At 64.0% G+C, this 16,468-nt stretch carries 19 protein-coding genes; 9 read left to right on the top strand and 10 right to left on the bottom strand.

What is annotated here, in order from left to right; all coding sequences use genetic code 11:
- The 7 genes from X743_RS153350 to X743_RS153320 form a co-directional block, all read left to right on the top strand.
- The coding region (locus X743_RS153350) for a LysR substrate-binding domain-containing protein (protein ID WP_023766157.1) at positions 1–702 on the top strand (702 nt) is incomplete at its 5' end.
- A 161-nt stretch (positions 703–863) separates the two neighbouring features.
- A complete protein-coding gene (locus tag X743_RS153345; protein ID WP_027044322.1) occupies positions 864–1,364 on the top strand; it encodes an Lrp/AsnC family transcriptional regulator in 501 nt (166 codons plus the stop codon).
- A complete protein-coding gene (locus tag X743_RS153340; protein WP_023766159.1) occupies positions 1,361–2,521 on the top strand; it encodes a saccharopine dehydrogenase family protein in 1,161 nt (386 codons plus the stop codon). Before X743_RS153345 ends, X743_RS153340 begins: the two co-directional genes overlap by 4 nt.
- 111 nt (positions 2,522–2,632) lie before the next feature.
- The gene (locus X743_RS153335) at positions 2,633–3,421 is read left to right on the top strand and encodes an ABC transporter substrate-binding protein (protein WP_023766160.1); all 789 of its coding nucleotides are present in this window, start codon (positions 2,633–2,635) and stop codon (positions 3,419–3,421) included.
- Positions 3,422–3,546: 125 nt separating this feature from the next.
- Entirely contained in the window at positions 3,547–4,218 is a 672-nt protein-coding gene (locus tag X743_RS153330; protein WP_023766161.1) for an amino acid ABC transporter permease, read from the top strand.
- Complete coding sequence (locus tag X743_RS153325; protein WP_023766162.1) at positions 4,215–4,889, top strand: amino acid ABC transporter permease; 675 nt, start codon at positions 4,215–4,217, stop codon at positions 4,887–4,889. Before X743_RS153330 ends, X743_RS153325 begins: the two co-directional genes overlap by 4 nt.
- A 26-nt stretch (positions 4,890–4,915) precedes the next feature.
- Positions 4,916–5,674 carry an amino acid ABC transporter ATP-binding protein gene (locus X743_RS153320; protein WP_023766163.1) on the top strand — a complete coding sequence of 253 codons (759 nt, stop codon included), beginning with the start codon at positions 4,916–4,918 and terminating at the stop codon, positions 5,672–5,674.
- A gap of 111 nt (positions 5,675–5,785) precedes the next feature.
- Here X743_RS153320 and X743_RS153315 read toward each other — a convergent pair whose 3' ends face one another.
- From X743_RS153315 to X743_RS153285, 7 genes are all read right to left on the bottom strand, one after another.
- Complete coding sequence (locus X743_RS153315) at positions 5,786–6,901, bottom strand: alkene reductase (protein WP_023766164.1); 1,116 nt, start codon at positions 6,899–6,901, stop codon at positions 5,786–5,788.
- 42 nt (positions 6,902–6,943) lie between these two features.
- Positions 6,944–7,234 (bottom strand): metalloregulator ArsR/SmtB family transcription factor, encoded by a 291-nt coding sequence (locus X743_RS153310; protein ID WP_023766165.1) that lies wholly within the window; start codon positions 7,232–7,234, stop codon positions 6,944–6,946.
- Between the two features lie 168 nt (positions 7,235–7,402).
- The gene (locus tag X743_RS153305; RefSeq protein ID WP_023766166.1) at positions 7,403–8,101 is read right to left on the bottom strand and encodes an RES family NAD+ phosphorylase; all 699 of its coding nucleotides are present in this window, start codon (positions 8,099–8,101) and stop codon (positions 7,403–7,405) included.
- Positions 8,095–8,505, bottom strand: coding sequence for an MbcA/ParS/Xre antitoxin family protein (locus X743_RS153300; protein ID WP_013894255.1), 411 nt, complete (start codon positions 8,503–8,505; stop codon positions 8,095–8,097). The genes X743_RS153305 and X743_RS153300 overlap by 7 nt, the downstream gene beginning before the upstream one ends.
- A 257-nt stretch (positions 8,506–8,762) precedes the next feature.
- The gene (locus tag X743_RS153295; RefSeq protein ID WP_023766167.1) at positions 8,763–10,193 is read right to left on the bottom strand and encodes an aldehyde dehydrogenase family protein; all 1,431 of its coding nucleotides are present in this window, start codon (positions 10,191–10,193) and stop codon (positions 8,763–8,765) included.
- Positions 10,194–10,368: 175 nt separating this feature from the next.
- Positions 10,369–10,752, bottom strand: a complete 384-nt coding sequence (locus X743_RS153290; protein WP_031257779.1) for an ACT domain-containing protein — start codon at positions 10,750–10,752, stop codon at positions 10,369–10,371.
- A gap of 27 nt (positions 10,753–10,779) precedes the next feature.
- On the bottom strand, positions 10,780–11,247 hold the full coding sequence (locus tag X743_RS153285; protein ID WP_023766169.1) for a GNAT family N-acetyltransferase: 468 nt from the start codon (positions 11,245–11,247) through the stop codon (positions 10,780–10,782).
- Positions 11,248–11,668: 421 nt separating this feature from the next.
- Here X743_RS153285 and X743_RS153280 point away from each other — a divergent pair, with 421 nt between their 5' ends.
- Together X743_RS153280 and X743_RS153275 are read left to right on the top strand one after the other, a co-directional pair.
- Positions 11,669–12,055 (top strand): ester cyclase, encoded by a 387-nt coding sequence (locus tag X743_RS153280; protein ID WP_023766170.1) that lies wholly within the window; start codon positions 11,669–11,671, stop codon positions 12,053–12,055.
- Positions 12,056–12,197: 142 nt separating this feature from the next.
- Positions 12,198–13,274 (top strand): YeiH family protein, encoded by a 1,077-nt coding sequence (locus X743_RS153275; RefSeq protein WP_023766171.1) that lies wholly within the window; start codon positions 12,198–12,200, stop codon positions 13,272–13,274.
- On the opposite strand, the gene X743_RS153270 is transcribed toward X743_RS153275, so the two are convergent.
- The 3 genes from X743_RS153270 to X743_RS153260 form a co-directional block, all read right to left on the bottom strand.
- Positions 13,275–13,772: a GAF domain-containing protein gene (locus X743_RS153270; RefSeq protein WP_023766172.1), complete on the bottom strand. Its 498-nt coding sequence runs from the start codon at positions 13,770–13,772 to the stop codon at positions 13,275–13,277. It abuts the gene before it with no gap.
- A gap of 452 nt (positions 13,773–14,224) precedes the next feature.
- Entirely contained in the window at positions 14,225–15,838 is a 1,614-nt protein-coding gene (gene groL / locus X743_RS153265) for a chaperonin GroEL (RefSeq protein ID WP_023766173.1), read from the bottom strand.
- 68 nt (positions 15,839–15,906) lie between these two features.
- A complete protein-coding gene (locus tag X743_RS153260; RefSeq protein WP_023766174.1) occupies positions 15,907–16,266 on the bottom strand; it encodes a co-chaperone GroES in 360 nt (119 codons plus the stop codon).
- Positions 16,267–16,468 lie beyond the last annotated feature (202 nt).

The following is a 16,468-nucleotide window of genomic DNA, read 5'->3' on the forward strand; positions in this document are numbered from 1 at the left end:
GTGCCGACGGCCGCCGGACAGGCGCTGCTGCACCATGCGCGCGCGGTGCAGAACCAGATCGAGGCGATGGCCGGCGACCTCGGCGCCTATGCCACGGGCTTGCGTGCCCGCGTGCGGCTGATGGCCAACACGGCCGCCACCAGCGAGCTGCTGCGCGACATGCTGCCGGCCTTCCTCGTCGCGCATCCCGGCATCGACATCGACCTCGACGAGCGCCCCAGCCACGAGATCGCAGAGGCGGTGGCAAGTGGTGCCGCCGATCTCGGCATCGCCGCGACCTGGGCCGGCCTCTCGCATCTGGAGCAGAAGCCGTTCTTCATCGACAGGCTCGTGGTGATCGCCGCGCGAGACTGGCCCGGCCTCAAGGGCCACACCGCCAGCCTCGGCGACCTGCTCGGCGAAGCCTTTGTCGGCCTGAGCGCCGGCCATCCCTTGCAGGAGCACATCACCCGTCAGGCCGCCCGCCTTGGCGGCCATCTGCACTTCCGCATCCGCGTGCCCGGCCTCGACAGTGTCTGCCGGCTGGTCGCCCAGGGCGCCGGCATTGCCGTCGTTCCGGAAAGTGCCGCGCGCCGCTCCGCCCGCACGCTGCGCAGCCTACGGCTGACCGACGACTGGGCAACACGCCAGCTCAATCTCTGCGCCCGCAGCTTCGACGAGCTAACGCCGCAGGCAAAGCTGCTTGCCGCGGCCTTGGCCTGAGCCTGACAACGGAACGCCGGCGGTGGCAACCGCGCGCGGAGCGGTGCGCTGTTGCCGTCCACGCTAAACAACACCTTGCTTTTCAAAAGTCTGTGACGTAGCCTATTTGCATATAGGCAAAATAATTGCCGATTTTCTTTCTGTTTATGAAAGACGGGGCTTTGCGGGAACATCTCGATCTGACCGACCGGCGGCTGGTCAAGCAGCTGTCGCAGGATGCGCAGCCGGGCATCAACCGCCTCGCCGAGATGTTGGCGATTTCGGTGCCGACGGTGCGCTCGCGGCTGCGCAACCTGCTCGACCGCAACCTGCTCAAGATTGTCGGGCTCTTGAACCTTACCGAGCGCCCCGAGTTGATCTCGGCCATTGTCGGTATCAATGCCCAGGGCCGCGGCCGTGCCCGAGAACTGGCGCAGCGCATTTCGGAACTGCCCTTCGTCAATTCGGCCTCGGTGGTCACCGGGCGCTTCGATATCATCGTCGACGTGACGGTGGCCGGTGACGTCGCCGATCTCTATCGCGTCACCAGCGAACTGATCCCGGGCGCGGGCGAGCCGGGTGAAGTCGTGCGCAGCGAGACGTTCGTCGTCATGGCGTCCTGCAACAAATGGGTCAGCCTGCCGGAAGGCTGCTGGTCGGACGATCGCAAGGAGCCGGCATGAAGATCGCGGTTCTCGGAGGCCTCGGGCTACAAGGCCGGGCGGCCATTGCCGATCTCGTCGCCAGTGGTGTCGAGGAAGTGGTTTGCGTCGATACAGCACCGGACGGCCCGGCCCGGCTTGACGGCCTGGCCGATCTTTCCCGCGTGCGCTTCGTCGTACCCGAGGGCGCGATCGGCCCGGCCCTGACCACTGTACTGGCCGATGTCGACGCCGTCATCGACCTGTTGCCGCAACCACTGATGCGCGAGGCGGTGCAAGCCGCGATCGCAACCCGCACGCCGCTGGTCACCACCAATTACGGCAAGGCGATCGCCGACCTGGCGCAGGCCGCCGAACAGGCCGGTGTGGCAATCATGACCGAATGCGGACTCGACCCCGGCATCGATCTCGTGCTCTACGCGCGCGCCGCGCGCCAGTTCGACGCGATCACCGCGATCGATTCCTATTGCGGCGGCATCCCCGAGCCGAAGGCGATGGCCAAGCCGCTTTGCTACAAGGTGAGCTGGAATTTCGACATGGTTCTGGTCAGCCAGAACCGCGACAGCGTGATGGTCGAGGACGGGCAACGCGTCGCGGTCCCGGCCGGCCAGCAGCACCACAATCCTTTCATCCATGAGATCGAGGTCGCGGGCCTCGGCATGCTGGAAGCCTTCCCCAACGGCGATGCGCTGCATTACGTCGAGATGCTTCCCGCGGCAAAAGGGCTGCGCCGCTCCGGACGCTATACGCTGCGCTGGCCGGGATGGTCGGCCTTCTGGGCACCGCTGAAGGAACTCGGCTTCCTCTCGGAAGAAAAGGTGCCCGGTACGGGCGCCAGTCCGCGCGAATTCCTCGGCCGGCTGCTCGGCCCGCAATTGCAATATGGCCCCAGCGAAAAGGACCTGTGCGTGATGCGCAATGTCTTTTCCGGCCTCGAGGGCGGCCGCGCCAAGACGGTCACTTCGGACCTGATCATCGAGCGAGACCTGGCTTCGGGCCTGTTCGGCATGAGCCTGGGCGTCGGCTATCCCGCCAGCATCGTAGCGCAGATGCTGGCGCGCGGCGAGATCACCAAGCCCGGCCTGCTCAACCCGCTGCTCGACGTGCCGGACATCAGCTTCTTCGAGGAACTGGCCCGGCGTGGCATCACGGTTTCCGAGACGGTGGCCCGGGACTGAGGAGAGAGATTTGCGAACGGTGGCCGCCGCCGGCAACGGCGCTGCCGCTCAAAAAAGCACCCCGAAGGGTGAAACAACAACGTGGAACAATAAAACAAGGAGGAATGCCAAATGAAGATTGCCAGACTTTTCATCGCCGGACTCGCACTCGCCGGCCTCACCACGGCCGCCAGTGCCGGCGCGCTCGACGACATCACCAAGCGCGGCGAACTGCGCGTTGCCGTGCAGACCCAGGGACCGCCCTTCTCGCTGGTCGGCGCCAATGGCGAGCGCACCGGCAGTTCGGTCGAACTTGCCGAACTGATGGCCAAGGAAATGGGTGTGAAAATCACCTTCCTCGACTTCGACTGGGATGGCCTGATCCCCGCGCTCTTGTCGGGCAAGGCCGATCTCTTGGTCGCCGACATGACGCCGACGCTGGCGCGCGGCATGAAGGTCGCCTTCACCACGCCTTATATGTACACAGGCAGCACCGTCTTCACCAAGGCCGACAGCAAATTCAAGACCACCGAGGACTGCAAGGCCAAGGGCACCAAGATCGCCGTGCTGCTCGGCGCGACCGGCGAGAAGGAAGCCAAGGCCGCCTTCCCCGATGCCGACATCAAGAGCTACAAGGGCGGCGGTCCGCTGCTGCTCGACGCCGTCAACAACGGCCAGGCCGACTGCGGCGTCAACGACGTCTCGGCGGTCAAGGGCCAGTCGACCGCCTACCCGGCCGGCACCTTCACCATCATGCCCGATCCGTTGTCGAAAGAGCCGCTTGCCTTCGCCACTCGCTACGACGAGCCGGACCTTTTGATCTGGATGAACCTGTTCCTCAACCAGGTCACCATCGACGGCCGCTTGCAGAAGAACCTCGACTACTGGGTCAATTCCGACGCCTGGAAGAAGGATCACTGAGAAATTAGTGAGTAGGGGAGTGGTGAGTAGGGAATAGTGACCGGTGAATGGAGAATCGACCATTCCGGATACGCTTCGCTACTCGCTACTGCCTACTCACTACTCCCTACTCACTGTTCACGCCCATGCTCGAAAATTTCAGTTTCCGCACCATCGTCGAATATCTGCCCCTGTTCGGGCAGGGCCTGGTCACGACCGTCTGGCTGTCGGCGCTGTCCTTCGTCGGCGCGCTGATCGTCGGCATCGTGCTGTGCGCCATGGGCCTGCAGCGCGGCTGGCTGTTTCGGGTTCCGGCCAAGGCCTATATCGACGCCGTGCGCGCCACGCCGTTGCTGGCACAGCTCTATTTCCTCTATTTCGGCCTGCCCCGGCTCGGCTTCGTGCTGCCCGAGCTGGTCGTTGGCATCCTCGCTTTGTCACTGAACAGCGGCGCCTATGTCGCTGAAATCATTCGCGCCGGCATCCTGTCGATCCCGCGCGGCCAGGTCGAAGCCAGCGTCGCCTCGGGCATGATCTACGTCCAGCGCATGCGCCTGGTCGTGCTGCCGCAAGCGTTCAAGGTGACGATCCCGCCGCTGCTCGGGCAGGCGATCGTGCTGGTCAAGGATTCCGCTCTGCTGTCGCTGATCTCGGTCGCCGAGCTGACGCGCGCCGGCCAGTTGCTCGCTTCCGACCGCTTCATGCCGGCCGAGGGTTTCCTCACCATCGCCGCCTTCTACCTGCTGCTCTACTACTGCTTGAAAGGACTGGCCGTTCTGTCCAGCCGCTGGCTCGGCACAGCAGGGGCGCGGGCATGATCTGGCAACAGTTCCTCAGCCTCGCCGGCTCGTATCCCCTCGCCTTGCGCGGCCTCGGCATGACCGTCGTGCTGTCGCTGATCAGCCTGGTGCTCGGCACCGTGCTTGGCTTCGGCCTCGGCATCTTGCGCACCGGCGGCAACCGGCTGATCGCCGGCGTCATCGGCGCCTGGGTCGACCTGATCCGCGGCACGCCGTTCCTGGTGCAGATATTCCTGATCTTCTTCATCCTACCGGAATTCGGCGTCGAGCTCGACGCCTTCACCGCCGGCATCATCGCGCTGACCAATCTGGCCGCCTGCTTCATCTGTGAGATCGTCGTCGCCGGCATCCGGTCCGTGCCGACAGGCCAGGTCGAGGCAGCCCTTGCATCCGGCCTGTCGGGCTGGCAGCGCATGCGCCAGGTGGTGCTGCCGCAGGCGATGCGTATCGTGCTGCCGCCGCTGGTCGGGCAATATGTACTGCTGATCAAGGATTCTTCGGTCGTCTCGGCCATCGGCCTGACCGACCTCACCCGCGTCGGCTGGCTGGTGGTGCAGCGCGTGCCCAACGGTCTCCTGGTGTTCTTCCTTGTCGGCGTCGGCTATTTCATCGTCTGCTATCCGCTGATCATGCTGGCTCGCCGGCTCGAACGCCGCATGGGCGCGGCCCATGGCGAGGTGCAGCTGTGACATCGAACCCCAAAGGGCCAACAGACATGACCAATGCGGGTCTCAACAAAACGGGCATGATCGACTTTCGCGGCGTCAACAAATGGTTCGGCTCGCTCAACGTGCTCAGGGATATCACGCTGAGCGTCGAGCCGCGCGAAGTGGTCGTCGTCTGCGGACCGAGCGGCTCCGGCAAGAGCACGCTGATCCGTTGCATCAACGGGCTGGAGACGATCAAGGACGGCGATCTCGTCGTCGACGGCCAGCGCCTTGGCGACCGCGCCACCAACATGACGCAGCTGCGCACCGAGATCGGCTTCGTCTTCCAGTCGTTCAACCTCTACCCGCACAAGACCGCGCTCGAAAATGTCACGCTCGCACCCATCCATGTCCGCAAGATCCCGCGCGCCGAGGCCGAGCATGCCGGGCGCGAATTGCTGGCCAAGGTGGGGCTCGCCGATAAGATCAACGCTTATCCGGCGCAGCTCTCCGGCGGGCAGCAGCAGCGCGTGGCGATCGCGCGCTGCCTCGGCATGCGGCCCAAGATCATGCTGTTCGACGAGCCGACCTCGGCACTCGACCCCGAGATGATTTCGGAAGTGCTCGACGTCATGGTGGCGGTCGCCGAGGAAGGCATGACCATGATGGTGGTGACGCACGAGATGGGCTTTGCCCGCAAGGTCGCCCAGCGCGTGGTGTTCATGGATGCCGGCGCCATCGTCGAAAGCGGCACGCCCGATGAGTTCTTCTCGCAGCCCAAGACCGACCGCAGCCGTGCCTTCCTGAGCAAGATTCTCAGGCACTGAGGACTGTTGGGCTTGGAATGCGATGGCCGTTCGGACCGAAATTCGGTCCGGATCGTCGCGTCAGGCGACCAGCTGCCCTTCCGCCGCGGGCGAAAGGGCAAACGTCTGGGCTCAGGCCGCCGACGGGTAATCCGTATAGCCCCTGGCGTCGCCGCCATAGAACGTCGCTTTGTCCGGCGCGTTCAGTTCGGCATTCCGCTTCAGGCGGCTGACGAGGTCGGGATTGGCGATGAACAGCTTGCCGAACGCGACAAGGTCGGCGTAGCCGTCCCCGACAGCCTTTTCGGCCAATTCCTTGTCATAGCCATTGTTCACCAGCCAGGCACCGGTGCCGCCGGCCTTGCGGTAGGAGGCCTTGAGGTCTTCGTAATCGAACGGCCTGTCGCCCTGGCTGAAGTCGCGCGCGCCGCCGGTCGCGCCTTCGACGATGTGGACATAGGCGAGGCCCCGGCTGCCCAGGCCCGCCGCAACATGGTTGAACAGAGGCTGCGGATCGGCATCCGAAGCGTCGTTGGCGGGCGTTACCGGCGACAGCCTGATCCCGGTCCTGCCGGCGCCGACCGCGCCCGTGACCGCGTCGACCACCTCAAACAGGAGGCGCGCCCGGTTTTCGATGGAGCCGCCATAATCGTCGGTGCGATGGTTGGTGCCCGAGCGCAGGAACTGGTCGATGAGATATCCATTGGCGCCATGGATCTCGACGCCGTCGAAACCGGCCACCTCGATCGCCGCCTTGGCGGCGCGGCGGAAATCATCGACGATGCCGGGGATTTCGGCCGCGTCGAGCGCGCGCGGTTCGGAAGTCTCGACGAACTCGCCGCTGCCATCCGGCTTGACCAGGAACGTCTTGGATTTTGCCCTGATCGCCGATGGCGCCACCGGCTTGCCGCCGTCAGGCTGCAACGAATTGTGCGAGATGCGTCCGACATGCCAGAGCTGGACCACGATCTTGCCGCCACCTTTATGAACCGCGTCCGTGACACGCTTCCAGCCGGCAAGCTGATCCGCCCCGTAGAGGCCGGGCACGTCGGCATAGCCTTGGCCCTGATGGCTGATGGCGGTGGCCTCCGTCACGATCAGCCCCGCCGTGGCGCGCTGGCCGTAGTAGGTGACCGACAGGTCGCCGGGTACCGCATTGGGTGAGCGATTGCGCGTCAGCGGCGCCATGACGATGCGGTTCGCCAGCGTCAGGTCACCGGCCCGCAAGGGATCAAAGAGGGTAGCCATGAGAAATGCCTTTCATGCATTTTGGGGGAATGGGGAGGATCGTCAGAGATCGGACAAGGCAGCCTGGAAGGCGGCGATGGTTTCTTCGTTGCGCTTGTAGAACACCCATTGGCCGACCCGCCGCGTCGTAACGAGGTCGGCGGACGCCAGCGTCGCCAGATGTGCCGAAACACTGGACTGAGCCAGGCCGCGGTGGTCGAATTGGCTGGCGCAGACGCCCATCTCGAGCGGATGTGCCTGCGCGGCGAAGTGCAGTTCAGGCTCCTTCAGCCACGTAAGGACATCCCGTCGAAACGGATGCGCCAACGCCTTCAATATGATGTCGTGGTCCATCTTCACCTCGCATCGATCTCAACCGATATATAGATCGGGTAGAGGCGATATGGCAGGTAATCCATGCCAATTTTGCGGGCGATCGGAGAACGTTGCTCTCAGGTCACGGCCGGAAACCTCAGTAGCGCCGCCGGGTGTTTCCGTCGCCCGTTGAGGGACGCGCTCCCATCATGTGACCGACAGCACCTTGCCCGTATCGTGCTGGCGCACGAAATCCACGCGCTTGCCGTCCCAATGGTAGGAGTAGTGCCGGCCCTGCACCGGGACGGGGATGACATCGGGCCAGAAGATGCCGATGCATTGCCCGTCCGCCATGCGCACGCTGTTCCACACCAGCCCGTCGCTGCCTTGGGCCCGCAGCGCCCGCCCCTCCGCTTGCGAGGCGGTGTAGTCGTTGGGGTCGAGCACGCCGGGCACGGCGTTGACGTCGTGGAGGTCGCGATCGACGCTGCCGATCAGCACGCGGAAATCCGCCGTCCAGCCCGGATCCTCACTGGTGGCGCGCATAAAATTCTGGTGGTGGTGGATGGTTTCGGCCAGCGCCACGTCCTCCCTGTCGCCGGCATAATAGATGCCGTAGCTGCCATCGGAAAAACGGCCGGGCCGCAGCGTCGAACAATGTACGAAGGGCGCCATCACGAAACTGGCGCCGGGGCCGGACACTCGCCTCGCGGCAGGCACCTTGCCGAGGTCGCCGAGTTCGAGCCGGATTCGCGGATTGGTCTTCTCCTCGACGGCGGCCAGCGCCTCCCAGTCGCGCGGGTCGGCAATGTCCTCGAAGAGGTCGATCGGCGGATGGATGGAGCGGATGATGCGAAAAGTCTGGTGCCAGTGGACGCGGCGCCGGACCGCGAGCCCATTCACCATGCACCACGCTCCGCATCGAGCCATTCACGCATGGCCGCAAGATCGGAAATTTCGCCACGCAGCATCAGGTCGAGCGCCGACTGGCCGCCGAAGGTGGCATTGGGCTTGCGGATCCAGGCATAACCGCGCGCCGGCTCGGTGAAGAGATAGCGCAGGCCCTTGTGGATGCCCATTAGATGCGCCATGCGGGTGCGGAGGTCGCGGTCGATCCGGCCGATGCCGCCTTCCTTCCAGCGTGCCCAGGTCCGCGCCGACATGCCGCCAAGCAGGATGCAGGCCTCGAGATCTGTGAGGTTCCACGCCTTGAACAGATTGACCGTGGTGCGCGCCAGCGCACCGGCCTCTTCCTCCGAAATGGCGCTGCCGACCGTGGCCGGCGTGGCGACGATGGACTGAAGTTGCATTTTGCTCACCCTTGCTATTGGCAGAGATATAGCATGTATTTGCCAATTGGCAAGTACGGAGCTAGCGTTCCAAGCCCCCGTGAAATGGGGGAGAGGTGACTTGGCGAAGCCGAGACGGAGCGGGGGATGGCGCAGCCCTGGAAGAATTCAGCGCGACCTCATCAGCGCCGCAGCCCCCTCTCCGACCGCTTCGCGGCCACCTCTCCCCCACTCCGTGGGGGCGAGGAACTCCTGCAAGGTCGGCGCCAGTGTCGTACCTACTCCGCTGCCTCATACCCGGCGATACCCTTGATCTCCAGAAAATCCTCAAGCCCATACTCGGCATACTCGCGGCCGTTGCCCGACTGCTTGTAGCCGCCAAAGGGCAGGCCGGCGTCCCAGGTCGGATAGTTGATATAGACGTTGCCGGAGCGCATGCGTGCAGCCACGTCGCGGGCCTTCTGGATGTCCTTGGCCTGGATGTAGGAGGCGAGCCCGTAGACCGTGTCGTTGGCCTGCTCGACCGCCTGCTCGACCGTGTCGTAGGGCATGATCGCCAGCACCGGCCCGAATATCTCCTCGCGCGCGATGCGCATGTCGTGGGTGACGTCGGCGAACACGGTCGGCCTGATGTAATAGCCGCGGTTGAGTTCGGCGGGGCGGCCGGGGCCGCCGGCGACCAGCGTCGCACCCTCGTCGATGCCGGCCTGGATCAGGTCCTGGATCTTGTCGAACTGAACCTGGCTGACGACAGGGCCAAGCTTGGTGCCGGCGTCTGCCGGGCCGACGGTGAACTTTTCCGCCGCCGCCTTGGCGTAGCCCGCCGCCTCGTCGTGACGGTCGCGCGGCACGAACATGCGCGTCGGCGCATTGCAGGACTGGCCGCTGTTGCTGAAGCAGCCGGCGACGCCCTTGCTGACAGCGGTGGCGAGGTCGACATCGGGGAACAGGATGTTGGCCGACTTGCCGCCAAGCTCCTGATGCACGCGCTTGACCATGTCGGCGGCCGCCTTGGCCACCAGGATGCCGGCCCGCGTCGAACCGGTGAACGACATCATGTCGATGTCGGGATGACTGGACAGCGCCTGGCCGACCCCGGGGCCGTCGCCGTTGACGAGGTTGAAGACGCCCTTCGGTACGCCGGCCTCGTCGAGGATCTCGGCGAAGATGATGGCATCGATCGGCGCGATCTCCGATGGCTTCAGCACCATGGTGCAGCCGGAGGCGAGCGCCGGGCCCACCTTGCAGGTGATCTGGTTCAGCGGCCAGTTCCACGGCGTGATCAGGCCGACGACGCCGATCGGCTCCTTGACGATCAGCGAGGAACCCTTGACGTGGCGAAACTCGAACGATTTCAGCACTTCGGCCATCTTCGTCAGATGCGCGAGGCCGACGCCCACCTGGCTGTCGAGCGCGAACTGGCGCGGCGCGCCCATCTCGCGCGACACGGCGAGCGCCAGGTCGGAACTGCGCTTCTTGTAGACCGCGATGACGCGGTTCAGGATGTCGAGGCGCTCCTCCACCGAGGTGAAGCCGAATGTGTTGAAGGCGCGCTTGGCCGCGGCCACCGCCTTGTCGACATCGGCCTTGGTGCCGAGCGATATCTGCGCGAAGGCATCCTCGGTCGACGGATCGATGACATCGAGTGTGTTGGCCACAACAGGATCGACCCACGCGCCATCGATATAGAACTGCAGATTGTGTGACATGATTTCTCCTGGGGGCGCGTCGCGTGGCCGTTTCGGCCGTGATATATGGCTAGAGATAACGATGCGCAAACGCCGCTGTCAAACGCAACCCCCGAAGTGGTTGAGCCAGCACGCCAGTGATTGAGCCAGACGCGTTGGGCCAGCGAACCCAGCCGTTTTCGATGGCATGGATGAACTACAGCAGCGTGTGTCCTGCCTCAACCAGACGCTGTCTCGCCGCATCCCGGTCCGCCGCTTTCACCAGCAGATGATCGCCGTCGAAGGTGGACACCAAGAAGATGCCCAGCCCGTTTTCCGACAGCGGCCGGATGACCGACAACACGATGCCGGTTTCGTCGAAAGCAAACGGCCCCTGCAATTTGAAGGCGACCCAGTCGCCGTCGTGCTTGACCGTGCCTGGAACGCGATCCTGCAGGCAAGTGATCGAGAGCTCGTCATCGGTCCTGGTGATGCTGACGAAGCCCGGCCCGTCCGCCCAGCCGGGAATGCTGTCGCTCGCCCCGAGCCGTGAAATCGCGTACAGCCCTGGAAGTTGCTTCAATTTGATCCTGGCAGCCATCGTCGTATCCATTCCTCCGCTTGCCCGCTATCGTGTCAATTTCTTGCTCATATAGACCGTCAAGCCGCCCATGAACGGCTCCTCCCTGTCGATCGTATAGCCGTGCCATTTATACAGCGACACATTGGCCTCGAAAGCGCCGTTGGTCAGCAGGCGCAGCTCCGGACGGCCTGCTTCGATCGCCTTCCGCTCGGCCCCTTCCAGCAGCAGCCGCCCGATCCCCCTGCCCTGCGCCTCCGGCGCGACGCAGACATTCTCGATCCACAAATGGTCGCCGGCAAGCATGGTTTCGATCATCCCGACAATGCGGCCCTCCTCGATGGCCAAGTCGAACGGATGCTCGGCAACGGCCTTCTCATAGTCGGCGCGCATCGGCAGCGGCTCGCGGCCGATCACCGGCACCCATTTGCCATAGGCTGATCGAACGATATCCCGGATCGCGGCGGCGTCGGCGGGTTCGGCCGGCCGGAACCGGATGGAGGACTTGATGGTCATGACAGGGCTCCAGACATGGAAAACCCCGCCGGCGGGTGTCGCGGGCGGGGCTGGAAACGAACGAACCGGATCTATCCTGCCGGGTCTTGTCGTCGCGCAGTCAGCCTGCCGCTCCGCACTGAACTGCGGCGGCGTCGTTGGATGCTGACGGGGGCGGAAATGAGCATGGCGCCAAGCTGGCGCAAGTGGCGCGGCGCTGTCAAGCCAGGGCCAACTTGTCGGGAAACATCAAGGCGCTCTCCTCGGCCTGCGGGGCCCTTATCCCCCGTGGTGACGGAACGCTGGCTCCGGTATCGACGCCAGGGCAATTCCAGGAACAGTGTGAAACGGTTTCCCTTGGGAATTGCGCTAAAGCTGGACCGCTCCCGGGGCTGTCCTATCTGATCCCTATCCTCTCCACGACGAAAGGGAGCGACCGCCCGTGACAGATATCGACCTTGCCGACACCTATCGTGGCTACATCGCCTGCCTCAATGCCCAGGACTGGCAGGACCTCGAACGCTTCGTGCACGGCGAGGTGCACTACAATGGCGACCGGGTCGGGCTGACAGGATACCGTGACATGCTGGAACGTGATTTCCGGGAAATTCCGGACCTTTATTTCGACATCCAACTGCTGATCTCCGATACGCCTTTCATAGCCAGCCGGCTGCAATTCAACTGCAAGCCGAAGGGAAGTTTTCTCGGCCTCCCCGTCAATGGTCGGAAAGTCTCTTTCAGCGAGAACGTCTTCTACGAGTTTCTCGACGGCAAGATCAGGCATGTCTGGTCGGTCATCGACAAAGCGGCCATCGAAGCGCAGTTGTAGGCGTCTTCGCTCCTTGAACGGAACGATTTCGGCGCGGAGTCGGCAATCGTTCGTCAGAATCGATCATTCTAACGAAAATAATTCGTTGGAAAGATCGTTTTAGGAATGGCATTCTCCTGAGGCACCCGCCTGGAGAATTGCATTGTCTTCCACCGCCCGCGCTACGAACGATATTCCGAAAAGCACGATTTCCGCCGATCTGGCGGCAAGTCGCAAGCGCCTCGATTCGGCGTGGAATGGCATCATCCCCGGCATCGTGCTGGTGACGATGATCACCGCCGTCGCCTTCTCGGCCCGCAATGTCTCCGGCTTCGCCTTGTTCAGCCCGATGATCCTCGCCGTCGTCGCCGGCATGGTCTATTCCAATGTGCTCGGCACGCCCGCCCATGCCAAGGCCGGCATCGCCTTCTCGCAAAAACGCCTGTTGCGCTTCGCCATCGTGCTGCTCGGCTTCCAGCTGACGCTCGGCCAGGTCGTCTCGATCGGCGCTGGCGGCGTCGGCATCGTCGCGCTGACCCTAGGCGCCACCTTCGTCTTCACCATCACGCTCGGCCGCCTGATCGGCGTCGACGCCAAGCTGGCGCAGCTGATCGCCGCCGGCACCTCGATCTGCGGTGCCTCGGCCATCGTCGCCACCAACATCGTCACCGATGCGCGCGACGAGGATGTCACCTACGCCGTCGCCTCGATCACGCTGTTCGGCACCGTGGCTATGCTCGGCTTTCCGCTGCTGGCTCCCGTGCTCGGCCTCGACCAGCACGCTTTCGGCCTGTGGGCAGGGGCCTCGATCCATGAGGTGGCGCAGGTCATCGGCGCCGGCTTCCAGAACGGCACCCAGTCCGGTGAGATCGCCACCGTCGCCAAGCTCACCCGTGTCGCCATGCTGGCGCCGATGGTCATCGCGCTCGGCCTGATGGCCCGCCGCGGCAGCCGCGACCAATCAAGCGACCAATCCGGGACGCGGCCGCCCATGCCGTGGTTCGTCGCCGCCTTCGTCGCCGTGGTGGCGCTGAACAGCCTTGTCGCGATCCCCGCCGAAGTGAAGGCGGCGATGGCGCTCGCCACCACCATCATGCTGACCATGGGGCTGGCAGCCATGGGCCTGCAGGCCGACATTTCGCAGCTGCGCTCGCGCGGCCTGCGCCCGCTGGCCCTCGCCTTCTCGGCCTTCCTGTTCATCGGCGGCTTCAGCCTGACGCTGGTGAAGTTTGTAGGCTGATTAGTCCTCGAACGAACTTGCCGCGACATAGATCGCGGCCAGCGCTTCGATGCCAGCCTGGTCGGCCTTGTCGAAGCGGCCGGGCAGCGGGCTGTCGAGATCGAGCACACCGAAGACGCCGTTGTCGTCTTCCAGGAGCACGACCAGTTCCGAGCGCGAATCGGCGTCGCAGGCGATGTGGCCGGGGAAATCGTGGACGTCCTTGATCAGCATCGAGGTGCCGAGTTCGACCGCGGTTCCGCACACGCCCTTGCCGACGGCGATGCGCACGCAGGCCGGCTTGCCCTGGAACGGGCCGAGCACCATCTCCTCGTCCGATGCCAGGAAATAGAAGCCGGCCCAATTGAGGTCGGGCACCATCTGGAAGATCAGCGCCGAGGTGTTGGCGGCATTGGCGATCGAGTCACCCTCGCCGTCGAGCAGCGCCTTCAGTTGCGTGGCAAGGTCGCGGTAGAACGCGGCCTTGTCCGAGGTGTCGATGGCCTTGGCGGCAAACATGGCTTGTCTCCGAGCTGAGAATCGCGGTTCCGTTTCCGGCAAGCTGCACCAAACGACCACCGGGCCATATTAGCGTGAATTCCATCCCCCGCGAAAGCCGCAAGATCAGGATCGCCGCCGCAATCATCGCGGACGTGTGGCTCGATCTTGCCGCCGGGCTGCATGAAGGCGCTGGTGCTGCGGTTGAGTGGGAAGTAGCAGCTTCAATACGAGCGTCCTTCTCCCCGTTCACGAGGAGAAGATGGCGGCAGCCAGATGAGGGGCAACGCGACGCTCGCAACAGGCCCGTTACCGCAGCGAAGGACTGGATATGGAAAGGTCGCATTCTCCTTGTGGAGCGTTGGCGCCGCCCCTCACCTGCCTGCCGGTGTCCTCTCCCCGTATGGTGACGGGGAGAGGGACGATGTTGTCGCCGCTTTCGCCAATCGTTGGCGTCGCAGGCCGTCTGAATCCTAGTAGCCGCCGCCCGCCGGTGCCGCATCCTTCGGCGGAACGTCGGTGATCATCGCTTCGGCGGTGATCAGCAGGGCCGCGATCGACCCGGCGTCCTGCAGTGCGGTGCGTACGACCTTCGCCGGGTCGACGATGCCGGCCTTGATCATGTCCACATAGGTCTCGTTCTGGGCGTCGAAGCCCTGATTGTGGTCCTTGCTGTCGGCGAGCTTGCCGACCACGATCGAGCCTTCGACGCCGGAATTCTCGGCGATCTGGCGGATCGGCGCTTCGAGCGCCCGCAGAACGATCGAGATGCCGGCGGTGACATCGGCATTGGCGCCGTTCAGGCCTGTTAGCGCCGATTTGGCGCGCAGCAGAGCCACGCCGCCGCCGGGCACGATGCCTTCCTCGACCGCCGCGCGCGTTGCGTTCAGCGCGTCGTCGATGCGATCCTTCTTTTCCTTCACTTCCGACTCGGTGACGCCGCCGACGCGGATGACGGCAACGCCGCCTGACAGCTTGGCCAGCCGCTCCTGCAGCTTTTCCTTGTCGTAGTCGGACGTCGTCTCCTCGATCTGGCCCCTGATCTGGGCAACGCGCGCCTGGATGGTCGCCTTGGTGCCGGCGCCGTCGACGATCGTGGTGGTGTCCTTCTCGATCAGCACGCGCTTGGCGCGGCCGAGCATCTCGATGGTGACGTTTTCAAGCTTGATGCCGAGATCCTCGGAGATCATCTGGCCTGCCGTCAGCACCGCTATGTCTTCCAGCATCGCCTTGCGGCGGTCGCCGAAGCCCGGCGCCTTGACGGCCGCGACCTTGAGGCCGCCGCGCAGCTTGTTGACGACCAGCGTGGCAAGCGCCTCGCCTTCGACGTCCTCGGAGATGATAAGCAACGGCCTGCCGCTCTGCACCACGGCTTCGAGGATCGGCAGCATCGCCTGCAGATTGCCGAGCTTCTTCTCGTGGATGAGCACATAGGGCTCTTCCAGCTCGACACGCATCTTGTCGGCATTGGTGACGAAATAGGGTGAGAGATAGCCGCGATCGAACTGCATGCCCTCGACGACGTCGAGCTCGGTTTCGGCGGTCTTGGCTTCCTCGACGGTGATGACGCCGTCATTGCCGACCTTGTCCATCGCCTTGGCGATCATGGCGCCGACGCTGGCATCGCCATTGGCGGCGATGGTGCCGACCTGGGCGATCTCGGCCGACGACTTGACCTTCTTGGCCTTGGCCTTGATTTCCACGACGACGGCGGCGACGGCCTGGTCGATGCCGCGCTTCAAGTCCATCGGGTTCATGCCGGCGGCGACCAGCTTGGCGCCTTCGCGCAGGATCGAGGCGGCCAGCACGGTTGCCGTGGTGGTGCCGTCGCCGGCGAGGTCATTGGTCTTCGAGGCCACTTCGCGCACCATCTGCGCGCCCATGTTCTCGAACTTGTCGGCAAGCTCGATTTCCTTGGCAACGGTGACGCCGTCCTTGGTGATGCGCGGCGCGCCATAGGCCTTGTCGATGACGACATTGCGGCCCTTGGGACCGAGAGTCACCTTGACGGCGTTGTTGAGGAGCTCGACGCCGCGCAGCATGCGGTCGCGCGCGTCGGTGGCGAATTTGATTTCCTTGGCAGACATTTTTTCAATCCCGTTCGTGTGAGTGGACCCGTTCGCCACCGAGCCGCCGAAGCTCGGTGTCTGCCGGGTCAGGCGGCCTTCTTGGCCGCAGGTTTGTCGGTGACGGCCGTCTCGCTCTTGTCGATGACGCCAGTCTCGCTCTTGTCGATGACGCCCATGATGTCGGCTTCCTTCATGATCAGAAGGTCCTCGCCGTCGATCTTGACCTCGGTGCCCGACCATTTGCCGAACAGGATGAGGTCGCCGGCCTTGACGTCGAGCGGCACAAGCGCGCCGTTTTCGTCGCGTGCGCCGGGGCCGACAGCGATGACTTCGCCTTCCTGCGGCTTTTCCTTGGCAGTGTCGGGGATGATGATGCCGCCCTTGGATTTGATATCGCCTTCGGCGCGCCGGATGACGACGCGATCGTGGAGTGGCCGAAACTTCATGAGAACTTCTTTCTGGGGCCGGCTTAGGCGGCCGCACCCATCCTATAGGCGCTTTGGCACTCGATAGATAGGAGTGCCAAAATTATTCGCGACCAAAATTAAATATTGAAAAGTATTATTTCGGCACCTGGTTTCGTGGTACCCAAACCCAGTCAAATAATTCAAAAAATTGAATTTTGCCGGTCGAGTGCCTATTTATCGG

The sequence above is a fragment of the Mesorhizobium sp. LNHC232B00 genome (assembly GCF_000502435.1).
GTDB classification, from domain to species: domain Bacteria; phylum Pseudomonadota; class Alphaproteobacteria; order Rhizobiales; family Rhizobiaceae; genus Mesorhizobium; species Mesorhizobium opportunistum.